The 17040-nt window shown below is 65.3% G+C and carries 14 protein-coding genes; 11 read left to right on the plus strand and 3 right to left on the minus strand.

All coding sequences use genetic code 11. The annotated features are described in order from the left end of the window. Nucleotides 1–52 precede the first annotated feature (52 nt). The 4 genes from BGI01S_RS23115 to BGI01S_RS23130 all read left to right on the plus strand — a co-directional run bounded on the left by BGI01S_RS23115 (nt 53) and on the right by BGI01S_RS23130 (nt 5301). The gene (locus BGI01S_RS23115) at nt 53–2200 is read left to right on the plus strand and encodes a site-specific recombinase (protein WP_042328410.1); all 2148 of its coding nucleotides are present in this window, start codon (nt 53–55) and stop codon (nt 2198–2200) included. Between the two features lie 117 nt (nt 2201–2317). Continuing rightward, nucleotides 2318–3628 (plus strand): THUMP domain-containing class I SAM-dependent RNA methyltransferase, encoded by a 1311-nt coding sequence (locus BGI01S_RS23120; RefSeq protein WP_042328411.1) that lies wholly within the window; start codon nt 2318–2320, stop codon nt 3626–3628. 396 nt (nt 3629–4024) lie between these two features. Then, a complete protein-coding gene (locus BGI01S_RS23125) occupies nt 4025–4408 on the plus strand; it encodes a VOC family protein (RefSeq protein ID WP_042328412.1) in 384 nt (127 codons plus the stop codon). A gap of 152 nt (nt 4409–4560) precedes the next feature. Continuing rightward, a complete protein-coding gene (locus BGI01S_RS23130; RefSeq protein WP_042328413.1) occupies nt 4561–5301 on the plus strand; it encodes a helix-turn-helix transcriptional regulator in 741 nt (246 codons plus the stop codon). Nucleotides 5302–5418: 117 nt separating this feature from the next. Here the strand turns inward: BGI01S_RS23130 and BGI01S_RS23135 are convergent, their stop codons facing one another. From BGI01S_RS23135 to BGI01S_RS23145, 3 genes are read right to left on the minus strand one after another with little or no spacing between them, the layout of a single operon-like run. Then, entirely contained in the window at nt 5419–6873 is a 1455-nt protein-coding gene (locus tag BGI01S_RS23135) for an NAD(P)(+) transhydrogenase (Re/Si-specific) subunit beta (protein WP_042328414.1), read from the minus strand. Beyond that, nucleotides 6873–7205 carry an NAD(P) transhydrogenase subunit alpha part 2 gene (locus BGI01S_RS23140; protein WP_042328415.1) on the minus strand — a complete coding sequence of 111 codons (333 nt, stop codon included), beginning with the start codon at nt 7203–7205 and terminating at the stop codon, nt 6873–6875. Before BGI01S_RS23140 ends, BGI01S_RS23135 begins: the two co-directional genes overlap by 1 nt. Nucleotides 7206–7217: 12 nt before the next feature. Next, nucleotides 7218–8360 carry a Re/Si-specific NAD(P)(+) transhydrogenase subunit alpha gene (locus BGI01S_RS23145; RefSeq protein WP_042328416.1) on the minus strand — a complete coding sequence of 381 codons (1143 nt, stop codon included), beginning with the start codon at nt 8358–8360 and terminating at the stop codon, nt 7218–7220. Between the two features lie 207 nt (nt 8361–8567). Here BGI01S_RS23145 and BGI01S_RS23150 point away from each other — a divergent pair, with 207 nt between their 5' ends. From BGI01S_RS23150 to BGI01S_RS23180, 7 genes are all read left to right on the plus strand, one after another. Next, complete coding sequence (locus tag BGI01S_RS23150) at nt 8568–9059, plus strand: NUDIX hydrolase (protein WP_042328417.1); 492 nt, start codon at nt 8568–8570, stop codon at nt 9057–9059. A gap of 78 nt (nt 9060–9137) precedes the next feature. Further along, the gene (gene mnmA, locus BGI01S_RS23155) at nt 9138–10328 is read left to right on the plus strand and encodes a tRNA 2-thiouridine(34) synthase MnmA (RefSeq protein WP_084585469.1); all 1191 of its coding nucleotides are present in this window, start codon (nt 9138–9140) and stop codon (nt 10326–10328) included. A gap of 362 nt (nt 10329–10690) precedes the next feature. Continuing rightward, entirely contained in the window at nt 10691–12301 is a 1611-nt protein-coding gene (locus BGI01S_RS23160) for an FMN-binding glutamate synthase family protein (RefSeq protein WP_042328418.1), read from the plus strand. A 211-nt stretch (nt 12302–12512) separates the two neighbouring features. Further along, nucleotides 12513–13520, plus strand: coding sequence for a glycine--tRNA ligase subunit alpha (gene glyQ / locus BGI01S_RS23165; RefSeq protein ID WP_084585476.1), 1008 nt, complete (start codon nt 12513–12515; stop codon nt 13518–13520). A 15-nt stretch (nt 13521–13535) separates the two neighbouring features. After that, nucleotides 13536–15635, plus strand: coding sequence for a glycine--tRNA ligase subunit beta (gene glyS / locus BGI01S_RS23170; protein ID WP_042328419.1), 2100 nt, complete (start codon nt 13536–13538; stop codon nt 15633–15635). 10 nt (nt 15636–15645) lie between these two features. Further along, complete coding sequence (gene gmhB / locus BGI01S_RS23175; RefSeq protein ID WP_042328420.1) at nt 15646–16200, plus strand: D-glycero-beta-D-manno-heptose 1,7-bisphosphate 7-phosphatase; 555 nt, start codon at nt 15646–15648, stop codon at nt 16198–16200. 40 nt (nt 16201–16240) lie between these two features. Then, the gene (locus BGI01S_RS23180) at nt 16241–16999 is read left to right on the plus strand and encodes a lysophospholipid acyltransferase family protein (protein WP_042328421.1); all 759 of its coding nucleotides are present in this window, start codon (nt 16241–16243) and stop codon (nt 16997–16999) included. Nucleotides 17000–17040: the final 41 nt, after the last annotated feature.

Genomic DNA, 17040 nt, shown 5'->3' on the forward strand with positions numbered 1-17040 from the left:
AGCGAAAAATCACCGATCCTTTGACCCGTCGCACACATCCCGCAGGCAAACCATGTTCGACCCGCTCAAACGATTTATCAAGAAATGGCGCGCGTCGCGCGACGGCGGCCATCAGCTCGATGCGCTGCTGGCGATCGCCGACCGCAACGCGCCCTATCCCGAACGCAGCGAGTGGCTGATCGAACTCGCACACTGGATTCGCCGTGGCCGAGCCGTGCAACCCGGCGCGCTCAACCCCGACGCCAACACCGAAGCCTCTCGCACGATCCCGGCGCATACGCGCATCCGCTATCTGCTCCACGTGCTCGATCGCAACCCCGCGTGGAAGGCGAACGTCGCCGGCATTCTGCGCGCGCTGCTGCGTGAGAGCGACGGTCTCTCGCTGCTGTGCGACGCGGGCATGCCGGTGCATTCCGGCTTCGTCGGCGCGGTGCTTGGGCGCCTCGAAGCGTCGCTGATCCCGCCCGCGCCGAATCGGCGCGACCTCACCGCGATCGTCACGCTGATGTTCGGCTCGGAGCGCGACGTCGCGTGGATTGCGACGCTGCCCACCGATCTGCTGATCCGCATCCACGCGCTGTTCGACTACGCCGAAGACCAGGACGAACCGCGCGACAGCACGCCGTTCTCGCTCGACCTGCTGGCCGCGCTGCACAACCTCACCTGCCAGATCAGCTCGACGGGTCTGTCGCAAACCGTGCGCAGCCGCCTCGTCGCGGTCGACCCCGACGACCGCGATACGCCCGGTGCGCACGACACCAGCGACATGCGCGTCGCGATGGAAAAGCAGCCGTTCTACCGGCTCACCCGCGCGATGCTCGCCGTCGAAGCCGCGCATCACGCGGTCATGGCCGGCGAGCCGCAAGAGCGGCTGCTGCGCGAAGTGAACTACCTGCGGCTGCTGCTCGACGATTGCCGCAGCGCGACCGACGACGTCTTCGCCCATCTCTATCGCAACGGCGTGAGCGTCGACATCGTGTTCCAGGTCGAACGGATGCGCATGCGCATCGTGCGCGCCGAGCATCTGCTGAACGCGTGGATGGCGCACGACGATCCGCACGCGAGCGCACGCCTCACCGCCGAACTCGTCAACGCGAATCACGCGAGCCAGAGCATCGCACACCTGATGCGCAGCAATTTCTCGCTGCTCGCGCGCAAGGTCGTCGAGTACAGCGCGGATACCGGCGAGCACTACATCGCCCGCGATCGCACCGAGTATCTGAAGATGATGCGTATGGCGGCCGGCGGCGGACTCGTCACGGTCGTCACGGTCTGCGTGAAGTTCGCGATCACCGGCGCGCATCTGCAGGCGATGCTGGAGGGCCTGCTTGCCGGCATCAACTACGCGGCCAGCTTCCTGCTGATGCACTTCCTGCACTTCTCGCTCGCCACCAAGCAGCCGGCGATGACCGCGCCCACGCTCGCCCGCGAACTCGACGGCGTCGGCACGCCGGCGGGCGTCGACAGTTTCGTGAGTTCGGTGACCGCGCTGATGCGCACCCAGGCCGCCGCGGTGCTCGGCAACGTGCTGGTGGTGTTTCCGGTGTGCCTCGCCGTGCAGCTGTTGTGGCACGCGCTCTTTCACGCCGACATCATCTCGCCGCAGAAGGCGCACGCCACGCTGCTGTCGTTCTCGCTCATCGGGCCGACGCCGTTTTACGCGGCGCTGACCGGCGTGCTGCTGTGGTCGTCGAGTCTGCTCGCGGGCTGGGCGGACAACTGGTTCGTACTGCATCGCGTCGCCGATGCGCTCGCCTACAATCGCCGCCTGCGCCTCACGCTCGGCGCGGCGACGGCGGACCGCTTCGCGCACTGGTGTCGCGCGAACGTGGCGGGGGTGGTCGGCAACATCTCGCTCGGTCTGATGCTCGGACTCGTGCCGGCGATCGTCACCGCGCTCGCGTTCAGTTTCGAAGTGCGGCACGTGACGCTGAGCGCGGGCTCCATCGGCGTCGCGCTCGGCGTGCTCGGCAAGAGCGCGTTGAAGTGGCCGGAACTGTGGTGGGCGGTGGCGGGGGTCGGGAGCATGGCGATACTCAATGTGGCCGTGAGTTTCGCGCTCGCCTTCTACATGGCCGCGAGGTCGCGCGACTTGCGGCGCAACGCGGTGCGCTCGCTGCGCGGCGCGATCTGGCAGCGGCTGCGCCGCCATCCGCTGGAGCTGGTGTGGCCGGCGAAAACGGCACGGAAAGCGGATTGACGGTGCTTGTCGCGCTGGGCTGCAAACCTGCGCGAACGACCCGCCTCGCCATCGCGCCGGGCGGCCCACCCCGACCGCGTACAATAGCGCCTTATCCAACGCCTTCCGGCAACCTCAATGTCCTTCGATTTCTTCCTCCCTTGCCCACGCGGCCTTGAAGCCTCGCTCGCGGCCGAACTCGCCGAAATTGCTGCGAAACATCTGAACGGCGCGCCGTTCACGGCCGGCGCGCAAGTGCCCGGCGGCGTGCATTTTCGCGGAGGCTGGGCCGCCGGCATGGCCGCCAACCTGCATTCGCGTCTCGCGAGCCGCGTGCTGCTGAAGATCGCGCACCGGCCGTATCGCAGCGAGCAAGACATTTACGCGCTCGCGGTCGAACAGCGTTGGGAGCAGTGGTTCTCCGCGAATGAAACGCTGCGGGTGGACGTCACCGCGATCAAGTCGCCGCTGCGCAGCCTGGAGTTCACGACGCTGCGCGTGAAGGACGCGATCTGCGACCGTCTGCGCGAAGTCAGCGGCGCGCGGCCGAGCATCGACACCGGGATGCCCGACGTGCGCGTGTTCGCGTTTCTCACCGCCACCGATTGCACGCTCTACCTCGACACGTCCGGCGACCCGCTCTTTAAACGCGGCTGGCGTCTGGACAAGGGCGCGGCGCCGCTGCGCGAAAATCTCGCGGCGGGCATTCTGCGCCTGACCGGCTGGACCGCCGGCACGCCGCTGTACGATCCGATGTGCGGCAGCGGCACGTTCCTCGCGGAAGCCGCGCAAGTCGCGCTGAACATCGCGCCGGGTGCGGAACGCCGCTTCGGCTTCGAGAAGCTCAAGCAGTTCGACGCCAAGACCTGGCAGACGCTGAAGGCGGCCGCGCTCGACGCGAAGCATGCCGCGCGCAGCTCACGCGCCGATCTGCAGATTTTCGGCAGCGATATTTCCGGCGACATGCTCGACAAGGCGCGCGCGAACTTCCAGCGCGCCGGCTTGCCGTCGATTCCACTTAAGCAGGTGGACGCGCGCGGCATGACGCCGCCTTCGTCGGCGGCGGGCATCCTCGTCGCGAATCCGCCGTATGGCGAGCGGATCGAAGTGCGCGGCCGCAACGCGCGCGGCGAACTGCGCGAAGGCCGCGGCAATCGTGAGAGCCGCGAGGACGACGGTTTCCGCCGCGTCCAGGAAGAAGCGCCCGACAGCGAATTCTTCCACTCGCTCGGCGATGCGTTGAAGCAGCGCTTCACGGGCTGGCATGCGTTCATCCTGACTTCGGATCGCAAGCTGCCGGGGCAACTGCGCCTGCGCGAGTCGACCAAGACGCCGCTCTTTAACGGCGCTCTGGAGTGCCGCCTGTTCCGCTTCGATCTGATCGCGGGCAGCGTGCGTCAACGGCCGCAGCAGAGTGAGACGCCGGCGGCGAAGAGCGAAGGCGGCTGAGGTAATGCTGCTTAGCGCGCTTGTGGTATGGCTACGAAAACCGCGGACCTTTGTGCTCCGCGGTTTTTTTTCGCTGACGCGATGTGGTGCTGGCGTTTTTTTGCAGCGCTGCATTTCCCACTGCGACACCTGGCTCCACCATCGCGCCTCGCCGCCCAGTACTGCCGCCTATCACAGCGCCCCCCATCTGCCCTTCGCCCGTTGCAACTCGCCGGCACACGTCGCGTGCTTTCGCATTACCGCCCGCCGCAGCACCTCATCCCCGCTCTCCTGACAACCCGCTCGTGTCTCCTGCCATACCCTACTGACACCACGCTGTCAGCAGCACCCCCGCACACTCCTTCTCACGCCATCCGGCGCTTTGCACGGCTTACCCGCCATCCACAGGAGAGTGTCATGTCCACGTCATCCAAAGTTGTTGCCTGGTTCGAGATTCCGTCCGTCGATTTCGATCGCGCCGTCCGTTTTTACGAAGCCGCGCTCGACATCGAACTCAATCGCCAGGAATTCGGCGGTCAGCCGATCGCGGTGTTTCCGTATGAAGAGCCCGCCACCGGCGGCGCGATCATCCAGAGCCCGTCGATGACGCCGAACGGCGACGGCGTGCTCGTCTACCTGAACGCCCAGCCGACCGTCGACGCTACGCTCGCGCGCGTCGAGAAAGCCGGCGGCAAAACCGACGGCCCCGTGATCAAGCTGCCGCAGGACATCGGCTACATCGCGTTCTTCACCGACACGGAAGGCAATCGCCTCGGCCTGCATTCGCTTACCAACGGCTAAGCCGCGAGACCGCGCAGCGCAACGAAAAAAAAGCGACACAGCGCAGCGCAACGCGCACCTCGCCATGCGAGCGGCAGTACCACGCAACACACCCGCAACGCGTCGCGCGCCACGGCCGCGCGCGACGCGGCGAACCACGAGCGGAGCGCGGCATGCGGCGCTATCATCGCGGGACCGTTCCCGTCCTCCTCCACCAGACGCCCACGATGACGCGCCGCGCCGACCGCCTGTTCCAGATCGCCGAACTGTTGCGCGGCCGGCGTCTCACCACCGCGCAACAACTCGCCGACTGGCTCAACATTTCGCTGCGCACCGTCTATCGCGACGTGCGCGATCTGCAATTGTCAGGGGTCCCGATCGAAGGCGAGGCGGGCATCGGCTACCGCTTGAGCCGCGCGGCGAGTCTGCCGCCGCTCACCTTCACCGCCGACGAGTTGGCCGCGCTCGCCGCCGGCGCGCGCATGCTCGAATCGTGGGGCGGCGCGGGCTTCGCGAGCGGCGCGCGCGGAGCTCTCGCGAAGATCGCTTCGGCAATGCCCGCCGACAAACGCGCGACGCTCGAAAGGCTGGCGATCTTCGCGCCGTCGTTTCACATCAAAGGGGATTTCTCGGCGCAACTGGATGCGTTGCATCGCGCGATCGACACCCGCCACGTGGTGCGCTTCGCGTACATCGACGCGATCGGCGCGGCGAGCGAGCGCCGCGTCTGGCCGCTCGCGCTAGCCTATTGGGGCGCACGCTGGACGCTCGGCGCGTGGTGCGAATTGCGCGGCGACTTCCGCAATTTCAGTCTGGAGAAGATCGGGGATCTTCAGGTGCTCGAACCGTACCCGGACCAGGAAGGTAGACGGCTCGCGGACCTGTTGCGGCATGTGAACGCGAAGCCGAAGTGAGCCGGCCGCATCACGCGAAGAGGAAGGTAAAGGTAAAGGTGAAGGCCACTGCCACTGTCACACCAACGAGAGAATCACGGGCCCATCGCCACGCAGCCCGTGATCTTCAGAAAGCACTCACTCCACTGCCTTCACCATGTCCTCGATCACCTTCTTCGCGTCTCCGAACACCATCATCGTCTTGTCCATGTAGAACAGATCGTTGTCGAGCCCGGCGTAGCCCGCCGCCATCGACCGCTTGTTGACGATCACCGTCCTCGCCTTGTATGCCTCGATGATCGGCATGCCCGCGATCGGCGACTTCGGATCGTTTTTCGCGGCCGGATTCACCACGTCGTTCGCGCCGAGCACCAGCACCACGTCGACCTGGCCGAACTCGCCGTTGATGTCGTCCATTTCGTAGACCATGTCGTAGGCGACCTCGGCTTCGGCGAGCAGCACGTTCATGTGCCCCGGCATGCGTCCGGCCACCGGGTGAATCGCGTACTTCACCTCGATGCCCTTCTCGACCAGCTTGTCGGTGAGCTCCTTCAGCGCGTGCTGTGCACGCGCCACGGCAAGCCCATAACCCGGCACGATCACCACGGTTTCGGCGTTGCCGAGCATGAATGCCGCATCGTCGGCCGATCCGGATTTCACCGGACGCTGCTCCGCCGCACCGCCCGCCACCGCCGCGCCCGGCTCGTTGCCGAAACCGCCGAGAATCACGTTGAAGAACGAACGGTTCATCGCGCGGCACATGATGTACGACAGAATCGCGCCCGACGAGCCGACCAGCGAGCCCGCGATGATCAGCATCGGATTGTTCAGCGAGAAGCCGATGCCCGCCGCCGCCCAGCCCGAATACGAGTTGAGCATCGACACCACCACCGGCATGTCCGCTCCGCCGATCGGGATGATGATCAGCACGCCGAGCACGAACGCGATGATCGTCATGATGATGAACGGCAGCCAGGCTTGCGTGAGAAAGAAGATGATGCCGAAGCCGAGCATCGCGATCGCGAGCATCAGGTTGATCAGATGCTGGCCGCTGTACACGACCGGCGCTCCCTGGAAGAGCCGGAACTTGTACTTGCCCGACAGCTTGCCGAACGCGATCACCGACCCGGAGAACGTGATCGCGCCGACGAACGTGCCGATGAACAGCTCGATGCGATTGCCGAACGGCAGAAAGCCCGGGATCGGATACTCGGGATCGACGAGGCCGAACGCGGCCGGCTCCGACACCACCGCATACGCGATGCAGACCGCCGCGAGACCGATCAGCGAGTGCATTGCCGCGACCAGTTCGGGCATCTTGGTCATCTCGACGCGCGCCGCGACGAATGCGCCGACCGCCCCGCCGATCACCAGCGCGACCAGCACCAGGCCGAGCCCGAGGCCGAGATTCGAGCCGAGCTCGCTCGCCTGCCTGGCGATCAGCGCGACGGTCGTGAGGATCGCGATCGCCATCCCGACCATGCCGAAGGTATTGCCGATGCGCGCCGTCTTCGGATTCGACAGCCCCTTGAGCGCCTGAATGAAGCAGACCGACGCGATCAGATAAAGCAGCGTGACGACGTTCAGGCTCATTACGCGTTCTCCTTGGCGGTCTTGTCGGTAACGAGCTTCTTCGGCTCTTTCTTGCGGAACATCTCCAGCATTCGCCTCGTGACGAGAAAGCCGCCGAACACGTTGACTGCCGCGAGCGCGACCGCGAGCGTGCCGAAGAACTTGCCGGGCGCGCCGAGCGTGAGACCGGCGGCCAGCATCGCGCCGACGATCACGATCGCCGAGATCGCATTGGTCACGGCCATCAGCGGCGTGTGCAGCGCGGGCGTGACGTTCCAGACCACGTGGTAGCCGACGTAGATCGCCAGCACGAAGATGATCAGGTTGATGACGGTGTGGTTGATGACTTCCATCGCCGTTCTCCTCTATGCCTTGCGCGTGACTGCGCCGTCGCGGGCCAGCAGCGTGGCCGCGACGATATCGTCCGCGAGATCGATGTTCAGGGCGCCGTCCTTCGTGATGATCAGCTTCAGGAAGTCGAGCAGGTTGCGTGCGTAGAGCGACGACGCGTCGGCGGGCACCATCGACGCCAGGTTCGTATAGCCGACGATCTGCACGCCATGCCTGACCACCACCTGATCGGCTTCGGTCAACGGACAGTTGCCGCCGCGCCGCCCTTCGTACTCCGGACCGCGCCCGGCCGCGAGGTCGACCAGCACCGAGCCCGGTTTCATTGCCTGCACGGTGTCGACCGAGATCAGCGTCGGGGCGGGGCGGCCCGGAATCAGCGCGGTGGAGATCACCACGTCCGCCTGCTTCGCCCGCTCGTGGACCAGCGCCGACTGTCGCGTGAGCCAGGACGGCGGCATCGGCCGCGCATAGCCGCCGACGCCTTGCGCGGCTTCGCGCTCCTCGTCGGTTTCGTAGGGCACGTCGAGAAACTTCGCGCCGAGCGATTCGATCTGCTCTTTCACGGCCGGCCGCACGTCCGACGCCTCGATCACCGCGCCGAGGCGCTTGGCGGTCGCGATCGCCTGCAAGCCGGCCACGCCCGCGCCGAGAATCAGCACACGCGCGGCTTTCACGGTGCCCGCCGCCGTCATCAGCATCGGCATGAAGCGCGGATAGAGCGTCGCCGCCAGCAGCACCGCCTTGTACCCGGCGATGTTCGCCTGCGACGACAGCACGTCGAGGCTCTGCGCGCGCGTGGTGCGCGGCGCGGCTTCGAGCGCGAACGCGGTGACGCCGGCGTCGGCGAGCTTCTGCGCGTTGTCGGCGTTGAACGGGTCGAGCATGCCGACCAGCGTCGCGCCGCGCTTCAGAAGCGGCAGCTCGGAGTCGGTGGGGGACTGGACTTTGAGGAGGAGATCGGCGCCGAAGGCGGTGGCCGCATCGACGATTTCCGCGCCGGCGGCCGTAAAGGCGTCGTCAGGAAAGCTCGCGGGGGTGCCCGCGCCGCTCTGGATCGTGACCCGATGGCCTTGGCTCACGTACTTTTTGACCGTTTCGGGCGTCGCGGCAACGCGGGTTTCGTGCGCGCGCGTCTCGGCTGGCACTCCGATATGCATCGTGTTCCTCCTCGACTTCCTGTTTGACGACAGATCGGCCGACGAGGCACGCCGGCTTGCAAGTGCAACGGCTAACGCCTCACTGTAACCGAAACAGGGGGGTGCGCAGAAATCGGGGACAATCCGGGGGTGTCCGTGCGGTCCGGCGCGGGCCGATGTGGGCCGCCTCCCGGCAGCCCACGCCCATAACCGGTAAAATGCGCAGCCATGAAACCGGAAACCTGGCTGCCGCACGTCACCGTCGCGGCGATCGTCGAGCGTGACGGGCGCTTCCTCCTCGTCGAGGAACATACCGCCGACGGCTTGCGCCTGAATCAGCCCGCCGGCCATCTGGAGGCGGGCGAAACGCTGCAGCAGGCGGTGATCCGCGAAACGCTGGAGGAAACGGCCCATCCGTTCGCGCCCGAGGCGCTGGTCGGCATGTACATGACCCACTTCGAGCGGCGCGGCACCGACCACGACAACGGCGGCGTAACCTATTTGCGCTTCACCTATTGTGGCGCGGGCGGCCAGCCGGACGCGGCGCGTTCGCTCGACCCCGACATCGTCCGTACCTTGTGGATGAGCGCCGACGAACTGCGCGCCTGTCCCGAACGGCATCGCACGCCGCTCGTCATGCAATGCGTCGACGATTACCTGGCCGGCCGGCGTTTCCCGCTCGACTTCGTGCAAACGCATTCGGTCGGGCCCAAACGGTAAATATCGCGGCGGCCGTCACGAGCGGCTATCTCGCGATTCCACGATCCATGCAGTCATGCAGCACCCAGTGAGCATCTTATGAGCAAGCAGAAAGTCGTAGTAGGCATGTCGGGCGGCGTCGATTCGTCGGTCACCGCGTGGCTGCTGAAGGAACAGGGCTACGACGTGGTCGGCCTGTTCATGAAGAACTGGGAAGACGACGACGACAGCGAGTACTGCTCGACAAGGCAGGACTGGATCGACGTGGTATCGGTGGCGGACCTGATCGGCATCGACGTCGAAGCGGTCAACTTCGCGTCCGAATACAAGGACCGCGTGTTCGCCGAATTCCTGCGCGAATACTCGGCCGGCCGCACGCCTAACCCGGACGTGCTGTGCAACGCCGAGATCAAGTTCAAGGCCTTCCTCGATCACGCGATGTCGCTCGGCGCGGAAACCATCGCGACCGGCCACTATGCGCGCGTGCGCGAGAACGACGGCCGCTTTGAACTGCTGAAGGCGTTCGACCATACCAAGGACCAGTCGTACTTCCTGCACCGGCTGAACCAGGCGCAACTGTCGAAGACGCTGTTTCCGTTGGGCGAGATTCCCAAAACGAAAGTGCGCGAAATCGCCGAACGGATTGCGTTGCCGAACGCGAAGAAGAAGGACTCGACCGGCATCTGCTTCATCGGCGAGCGGCCGTTCCGCGACTTCCTGAACCGCTATCTGCCGACCAAACCGGGCCCGATGAAAACCACCGACGGCAAAGTGATCGGCGAACACATCGGCCTCGCGTTCTACACGTTCGGCCAGCGCAAAGGCATCGGCCTCGGCGGCAGCAAGGACGGCAGCGGCGAACCGTGGTTCGTGGCGGGCAAGGACATTCCTTCGAACTCGCTGTACGTCGCGCAAGGCCACGATCATCCGTGGCTGCTCAGTCATACGCTGAGCGCGGGCAACACGAGCTGGGTCGCGGGCGAGCCGCCGGCGGAAGGCTTCGCGTGCGGCGCGAAAACGCGTTACCGGCAAGCGGATGCGCCGTGCACGTTCAGTGCGGCGAACATCAACGCGAACGGCGGCGAAGCCCTGTTCGAACTCACGTTCGACAACGCGCAATGGGCCGTCACGCCGGGGCAATCGGCGGTGCTTTATGACGGCGACGTGTGTCTCGGCGGCGGCATCATCGAACATGCGATGACCGGACAGCCGGCTGTCCTGCCGCCAGATCAGACGCAAGAGCGGCCAAAGAAACGGCGGCAGAAAGCGGCGCTGCTGGGCGCGCGCTAGTCGATGCTCGCGGGCAAGCGGCGCAGGTCCGACACACTTACCGTGTTTGCGTCGTTCGCGCCCGCCGCTGCGCTTCCCGCTCCCTCGCCCTCTCCGTTCACACCTGCTTCACTTTCGCGTGCGACTCTTGCAAATCGTTCGCATGCCTCATCGTCAGATTTGCCGGGCCATTGCATTGCGCCTGGCTTCGCCCGCTGCCCCGCCGATTATCCCGTCCGCCCGGGCCTGCGCGCGAGGCCGCTCCAGGCTAACGCCCGCTTCACGCTGCCCCGCAACCCTCAGCTTTCCTTCGCGGAGGATTCCGTCCGTCTTTTCGGTCTGGGCGATCCCCCCGCGACGATCTTCACTGCACTGGAGTCCCCATGTTTTCTCGACGCTATCTGGCCATGTGGTGCGCAGCCGCGCTGCTCATCGTCTGCGCGACGCTCGCCGCCACGCATCACCTCTCGTGGTTCTGGCTCGTCGTGCCACTCGCGCTCGTCGCGCTCGGCCTGTTCGACCTGACGCAGCAACGCCACGCGATTCTGCGTAACTATCCGCTGTGGGGGCATTTCCGCTTTCTGTTCGAATTCATTCGCCCGGAAATCCGCCAGTATTTCGTTGAAAACGATACCGACGAAAAACCGTTTTCGCGCGCACAGCGCAGCATCGTCTACCAGCGCGCGAAGAATGACGTGGACAGCCGACCGTACGGCACCGAGGTCGACGTCAAGGCCGTCGCGCACGAATGGATCAGCCACTCGCTTGCACCGACCACGCTGGACAATCACGACTTCCGCATCGTGGTCGGCCCCGAGCGCGCGCAGCCTTATTCGATGTCGATCTTCAACGTGTCCGCGATGAGCTTCGGCTCGCTGTCGGCGAACGCGATCATGGCGCTGAACCTCGGCGCGAAGAAAGGCAACTTCGCGCACGACACCGGCGAAGGCTCGATGTCGAAGTATCACCGCGAGCATGGCGGCGACATCATCTGGGAAATCGCATCGGGCTACTTCGGCTGCCGCAACGACGACGGCACCTTCAGCGCGGAGAAGTTCGCGAAGCAGGCCGCCGAGCCGCAAGTGAAGATGATCGAAGTGAAGCTGTCGCAAGGCGCGAAGCCGGGTCACGGCGGCGTGCTGCCGGCCGCGAAGATCACGCCGGAAATCGCCGAGACGCGTGGCGTGCCGATGGGCCGCGACTGCATCTCTCCAGCCACCCACTCGGAGTTCTCGACGCCGCGCGGCCTGCTCGAATTCGTCGACCGTTTGCGCACGCTGTCGGGCGGCAAGCCGACCGGCTTCAAGCTGTGCATCGGGCATCCGTGGGAGTTCTTCGGCATTGCGAAGGCGATGCTGGAGACGGGCATCCTGCCGGACTTCATCGTCGTGGACGGCGCGGAAGGCGGCACCGGCGCCGCGCCGCTCGAATTTACCGATCACGTCGGCGTGCCGTTGCAGGAAGGACTGCTGCTGGTGCACAACACGCTGGTCGGGATCGGCTTGCGGCAGCGCATCCGCATCGGCGCGAGCGGCAAGATGATCACCGCGTTCGATATCACGAAGACGCTCGCGATCGGCGCGGATTGGGTCAACGCGGCGCGCGGCTTCATGTTCGCGGTGGGCTGCATCCAGGCGCAGACCTGCCACACCGGCCGCTGCCCGACCGGCGTCGCGACCCAGGACCCGATGCGCCAGCGCGCGCTGGTAGTGCCGGACAAGGCCGACCGCGTGTTCAACTTCCACCACAACACACTGCATGCGCTTAAGGAAATCATTCAGGCCGCAGGGCTCAAGCATCCGGCGGAGTTGCGTGCGCATCACATCGTGCGGCGCGTGTCGTCGCATGAGGTGCAACTGATGTCGGAGTTGCTCAAGTATCTCGAACCGAACGATCTGCTCAATGGCAAGTATCGCTATTCGCTGTTCGAGAAGTACTGGCCGGTCGCGCAAAGCGATTCGTTTTCGCCGAAGGTCGAGCTGGCGGCGACGTAAGCGCAGACCCGGCGCCGACTGCCCGCACAACCACACAGGGCCGCATCTCGCGGCGCTGTGTCGTGCAAACATCGCATCCGCTCGTGCCCGACCCCGCAAAACGGACACCCCCCTGCCTTTCCGTTAAAATCTCCGGTTTAGCACTTCGCTCCACGGCCTCCTCGCGCGCTTCGGCGCATCGCGAGCCGGCCCCATGCCCGAAAGGCACTTCATGCTCACGTTTCAGCAAATCATCCTGACGCTGCAGTCCTATTGGGACAAGCAGGGTTGCGCGTTGCTCCAGCCGATCGACATGGAAGTCGGCGCGGGCACGTCCCACGTCCATACGTTCCTGCGCGCGATCGGTCCGGAGCCGTGGCGCGCCGCCTACGTGCAACCGTCGCGTCGTCCGAAAGACGGCCGTTACGGCGAGAATCCGAACCGTCTGCAGCACTACTACCAGTACCAGGTGGTGCTCAAGCCCGCACCGGAAAACATCCTCGACCTGTACCTCGGCTCGCTCGAAGCACTCGGCTTCGACCTGAAGCAGAACGACGTGCGCTTCGTCGAAGACGACTGGGAAAACCCGACGCTCGGCGCGTGGGGCCTCGGCTGGGAAGTGTGGCTGAACGGCATGGAAGTGACCCAGTTCACCTACTTCCAGGAAGTGGGCGGTCTGGCCTGCAAGCCGGTGCTCGGCGAAATCACGTACGGGCTCGAACGCCTCGCCATGTACTTGCAGAAGGTCGAAAACGTCTATGACCTCGTGTGGACCGAGTGGGAAGAGCAAGGCCCGAACGGCCCGGAAATCCGCCGCCTCACATATGGCGACGTGTACCACCAGAACGAAGTCGAACAGTCCACGTATAACTTCGAGCACGCGAACGTCGATCTGCTGTTCACGTTCTTCAACAGCTACGAAGCGGAAGCGAAGCGCATGATCGAAGCGCAGATCGCGCTGCCCGCTTACGAACTCGTGTTGAAAGCGGGCCACACGTTCAATCTGCTCGACGCGCGCGGCGCCATTTCGGTCACCGAACGCGCTGCGTACATCGGCCGGATTCGCGCGCTGTCGCGTCTGGTCGCGCAGGCTTACTACGATTCGCGCGAAAAGCTCGGCTTCCCAATGCTCGGCAATCCGGTGCACGGCGTGCCCGGCCTCACCACCGACGCGCAAGATGCCGCAATGCCCGCGTGGGCGCCGCCGCTGAAAGTCGAACGCAAGATCGACCAGGACTGACGAGAACATCACCTCATGACTCAACCCCATCAAGCTACCCTGCTCGTCGAGCTGTTGACTGAAGAGCTGCCGCCGAAAGCGCTCGCCCGTCTCGGTGATGCGTTCGCCGAAGGCATTGCACAGCGCCTCGCGGCGCTCGATCTGATCGAAGGCGAACTGACGTTCGAACGTTACGCAACGCCGCGCCGCCTCGCGGTCACGATTAAAAATGTGCGCTCGGTTGCGCCGGAAAAACACGTGCGCGAAAAAGTGCTGCCGGTTTCCGTCGCGCTGGACAAAGACGGCCAGCCCACCGCGCCGCTCGCGAAGAAACTCGCGGCGCTCGGCTTCCCCGATTTTTCGGTGAACGACCTGGAGCGCGCACAGGACGGCAAGGCCGAGGCGTTCTTCCTGCGCTATGCAGCGCCCGGCGCGACGCTCGCCGACGGCCTGCAAAGCGCGCTCGACGAAACGCTGGCCAAGCTGCCGATCCCCAAGTTCATGACCTATCAGCGTCCGGACGGCACCAATGTGAAGTTCGTGCGTCCGGCGCATCGTCTGACCGCACTGCATAACGACCAGGTCGTGCCGGTCAGCGCGCTCGGCATCGACGCCGACGACACCACGCTCGGCCACCGCTTCCTGTCCGAAGGTTTCGTGCAGATCCAGCACGCGGACGCGTACTCCGAGACGTTGATGCACAAGGGCCGAGTGGTCGCGAACTTCGCCGACCGAAAGGAAGTCATCCGCACGCATCTGCTCGCGCAAGCCAACGGCGACCAGGTGGTGATGCCCGAAGCGCTGCTCGACGAAGTGACGTCGCTGGTCGAATGGCCGGTGGTCTACTCGTGCCGTTTCGAGGACGAGTTCCTGCAAGTGCCGCAGGAATGCCTGATCCTCACGATGCAGACGAACCAGAAGTACTTCGCATTGACCGACGCGAACGGCAAGCTGCGCTCGCGCTTCCTGATCGTGTCGAACATCGAAACGACGACGCCAGGCGATATCGTCGAAGGCAATGAGCGCGTGGTGCGCCCGCGTCTGGCCGACGCGAAGTTCTTCTTCGAGCAGGACAAGAAGAAGCCGCTCGCGGATCGTGTGCCGCTGCTCGCGAACGTCGTCTATCACAACAAGCTCGGTTCGGCGCTGCAACGCGTCGAGCGCGTGGAAGCGCTGGCCGGCGCGATTGCCGGCCTGATCGGCGCGGATGCCACGCTCGCCAAGCGCGCCGCACGTCTCGCGAAGGCCGACCTGATCACCGACATGGTCGGCGAATTCCCCGAGCTGCAAGGCACGATGGGCACGTACTACGCGCGCCACGACGGCGAGCCGGAAGAAGTCGCGCTCGCGTGCTCGGAGCACTATCAGCCGCGCTTTTCTGGCGATGCATTGCCCGCGACCGCAACGGGCACCGTCGTCGCGCTCGCCGACAAGCTCGAAACGCTGGTCGGCATCTGGGGCATCGGCCTGCAACCGACCGGCGAGAAAGACCCGTTCGCGCTGCGCCGTCACGCGCTTGGCGTGCTGCGCATTCTGGTCGAGAAGCAACTGCCGGTCGACTTCGTCGAACTGCTGCGCACCGCTTACGCGCAATTCGCCGCGGTGCCGAACGTCGCCGATTCGACGCAAGCCATCTACGACTTCAGCATGGACCGCCTGCGCGGCCTGCTGCGCGAACGCGGCTATGCGGCCGGCGAAATCGACGCGGTGCTGGCGCTGAACCCGACGCGGCTCGACGACATCGTCGCGCGTCTCGATGCCGTGCGCGAGTTCGCGACGCTGGCCGAAGCGGCATCGCTCGCGGCAGCCAACAAGCGCATCTCGAACATCCTGAAGAAGTCGGAAGGCGCGGCGACCGGCGGCGTGCAGGTCACGCTGCTCGTCGAAGGGGCGGAAAAGGCCTTGCATGCGCAGCTCGAACAGGTCGCGCCGCGCGTGCAGACGCAACTGGCCGCGCGTGACTATACGGGTGCACTGACCGCGCTCGCCGCCCTGCGCGAACCGGTCGACACGTTCTTCAACGACGTGATGGTCAACGCCGAAGATCCGGCGTTGCGCGCCAACCGTCTGGCCTTGCTCGGCGCGCTGCATCAGCAGATGAACTGCGTCGCCGACATTTCCCGACTCGCCGCCTGAGCCCCGCGCCATGCCGAACAAGAAAGTGGTGATCCTCGACCGCGACGGCGTGATCAACGTCGACTCCGATGCGTTCATCAAGTCGCCGGACGAATGGGTCGCCCTGCCTGGTTCGCTCGAAGCGATCGCACGTCTGAACCAGGCCGGGTATCGCGTGGCGATCGCGACCAACCAGTCGGGCATCGGTCGAGGTCTCTTCGACATGAACGCGCTCAATGCGATGCATCTGAAGATGCACCGGATGGCGGCGACGGTCGGCGGACGCATCGAAGCGGTGTTCTTCTGCCCGCATACGGCGGAGGATCACTGCGAGTGCCGCAAGCCGAAGCCCGGCATGTTGAAGATGATCGCCGAGCGTTTCGAAGTCGACCCGGTGCATACGCCGGTCGTCGGCGACGCGATGCGCGATCTGCAAGCGGGCGCCGCGCTCGGTCATCCGGTGCATCTGGTGCTGACCGGCAAAGGCAAGAAGACACTCGCGGCCGGCGGCTTGCCCGAAGGCACGATCGTGCACGACGACCTGCGCGCGTTCGCGCTCGACTTCCTCGCCGACGCCCAAGAGTGACGCGCGTCATGCGCGTCCCCAACCCTCACTGACCACGCCGATGCGCTTCAACCGTTCCCTGCTGCTGCTGATCTACTTCGTTCTGTTCACGGTGCCGTACGCGACCGCGTGCTTCATCGCGTTCCCGTTCCTGCGCGCCGACAACCGCTACTGGATGGCGGCCGGCTGGTGCCGTGCGACGCTCCACACGGTGCGGTGGCTCAACGGCATCCGCTATAAGATCGAAGGCTACGAGAACCTGCCCGACGGTCCCGCAGTGCTGCTCTCCAAGCATCAATCGGCGTGGGAAACGCTGGCGTTTCCGGCTTTGATGCCGCGTCCGCTGTGCTACGTGTTCAAGCGCGAGCTGCTGTACGTGCCGTTCTTCGGCTGGGCGCTCGGCATGCTGAAGATGGTTCATATCGATCGCAAGGAAGGCAAGTACGCGTTCGAATCCGTCATCAAGCAAGGCAAGGCGCGCATGGCCGAAGGCGCATGGGTCATCATGTTTCCGGAAGGCACGCGCACGCCGACCGGCAAGCAGGGCAAGTACAAGACCGGCGGCGCGCGCTTCGCGATCGCCACCGGCGCGCCGGTCGTGCCGATCGCGCACAACGCGGGACGCGTGTGGCCGCGCAACTCGTTCCTTAAATATGCGGGTATAGTCACAGTGTCGATCGGCAAGCCGATCGAGACAACGGGGCTCACGCCCGACGAAGTGAACACGCGCGTCGAACAGTGGATCGAAGCTGAAATGCGTCGCATCGATCCCACCGCGTACCGCGCGGCGGACAGCAGTTCCGCCGCCGCACCAATCTGACGCGCCCACGCCCTCGAAGGCGTATTGCGCGAAGCGAATCC

Origin of the sequence: Paraburkholderia ginsengisoli NBRC 100965 (assembly GCF_000739735.1) — a bacterium.
In the GTDB taxonomy this organism is placed as follows: domain Bacteria; phylum Pseudomonadota; class Gammaproteobacteria; order Burkholderiales; family Burkholderiaceae; genus Paraburkholderia; species Paraburkholderia ginsengisoli.

Coding starts and splice junctions, on each gene's coding strand:
- BGI01S_RS23115 (WP_042328410.1), top strand. CDS start 53: ATGTTCGACCCGCTCAAACGATTTATCAAGAAATGGCGCGCGTCGCGC.
- BGI01S_RS23120 (WP_042328411.1), top strand. CDS start 2,318: ATGTCCTTCGATTTCTTCCTCCCTTGCCCACGCGGCCTTGAAGCCTCG.
- BGI01S_RS23125 (WP_042328412.1), top strand. CDS start 4,025: ATGTCCACGTCATCCAAAGTTGTTGCCTGGTTCGAGATTCCGTCCGTC.
- BGI01S_RS23130 (WP_042328413.1), top strand. CDS start 4,561: ATGCGGCGCTATCATCGCGGGACCGTTCCCGTCCTCCTCCACCAGACG.
- BGI01S_RS23135 (WP_042328414.1), bottom strand. CDS start 6,873: ATGAGCCTGAACGTCGTCACGCTGCTTTATCTGATCGCGTCGGTCTGC.
- BGI01S_RS23140 (WP_042328415.1), bottom strand. CDS start 7,205: ATGGAAGTCATCAACCACACCGTCATCAACCTGATCATCTTCGTGCTG.
- BGI01S_RS23145 (WP_042328416.1), bottom strand. CDS start 8,360: ATGCATATCGGAGTGCCAGCCGAGACGCGCGCGCACGAAACCCGCGTT.
- BGI01S_RS23150 (WP_042328417.1), top strand. CDS start 8,568: ATGAAACCGGAAACCTGGCTGCCGCACGTCACCGTCGCGGCGATCGTC.
- mnmA (WP_084585469.1), top strand. CDS start 9,138: ATGAGCAAGCAGAAAGTCGTAGTAGGCATGTCGGGCGGCGTCGATTCG.
- BGI01S_RS23160 (WP_042328418.1), top strand. CDS start 10,691: ATGTTTTCTCGACGCTATCTGGCCATGTGGTGCGCAGCCGCGCTGCTC.
- glyQ (WP_084585476.1), top strand. CDS start 12,513: ATGCTCACGTTTCAGCAAATCATCCTGACGCTGCAGTCCTATTGGGAC.
- glyS (WP_042328419.1), top strand. CDS start 13,536: ATGACTCAACCCCATCAAGCTACCCTGCTCGTCGAGCTGTTGACTGAA.
- gmhB (WP_042328420.1), top strand. CDS start 15,646: ATGCCGAACAAGAAAGTGGTGATCCTCGACCGCGACGGCGTGATCAAC.
- BGI01S_RS23180 (WP_042328421.1), top strand. CDS start 16,241: ATGCGCTTCAACCGTTCCCTGCTGCTGCTGATCTACTTCGTTCTGTTC.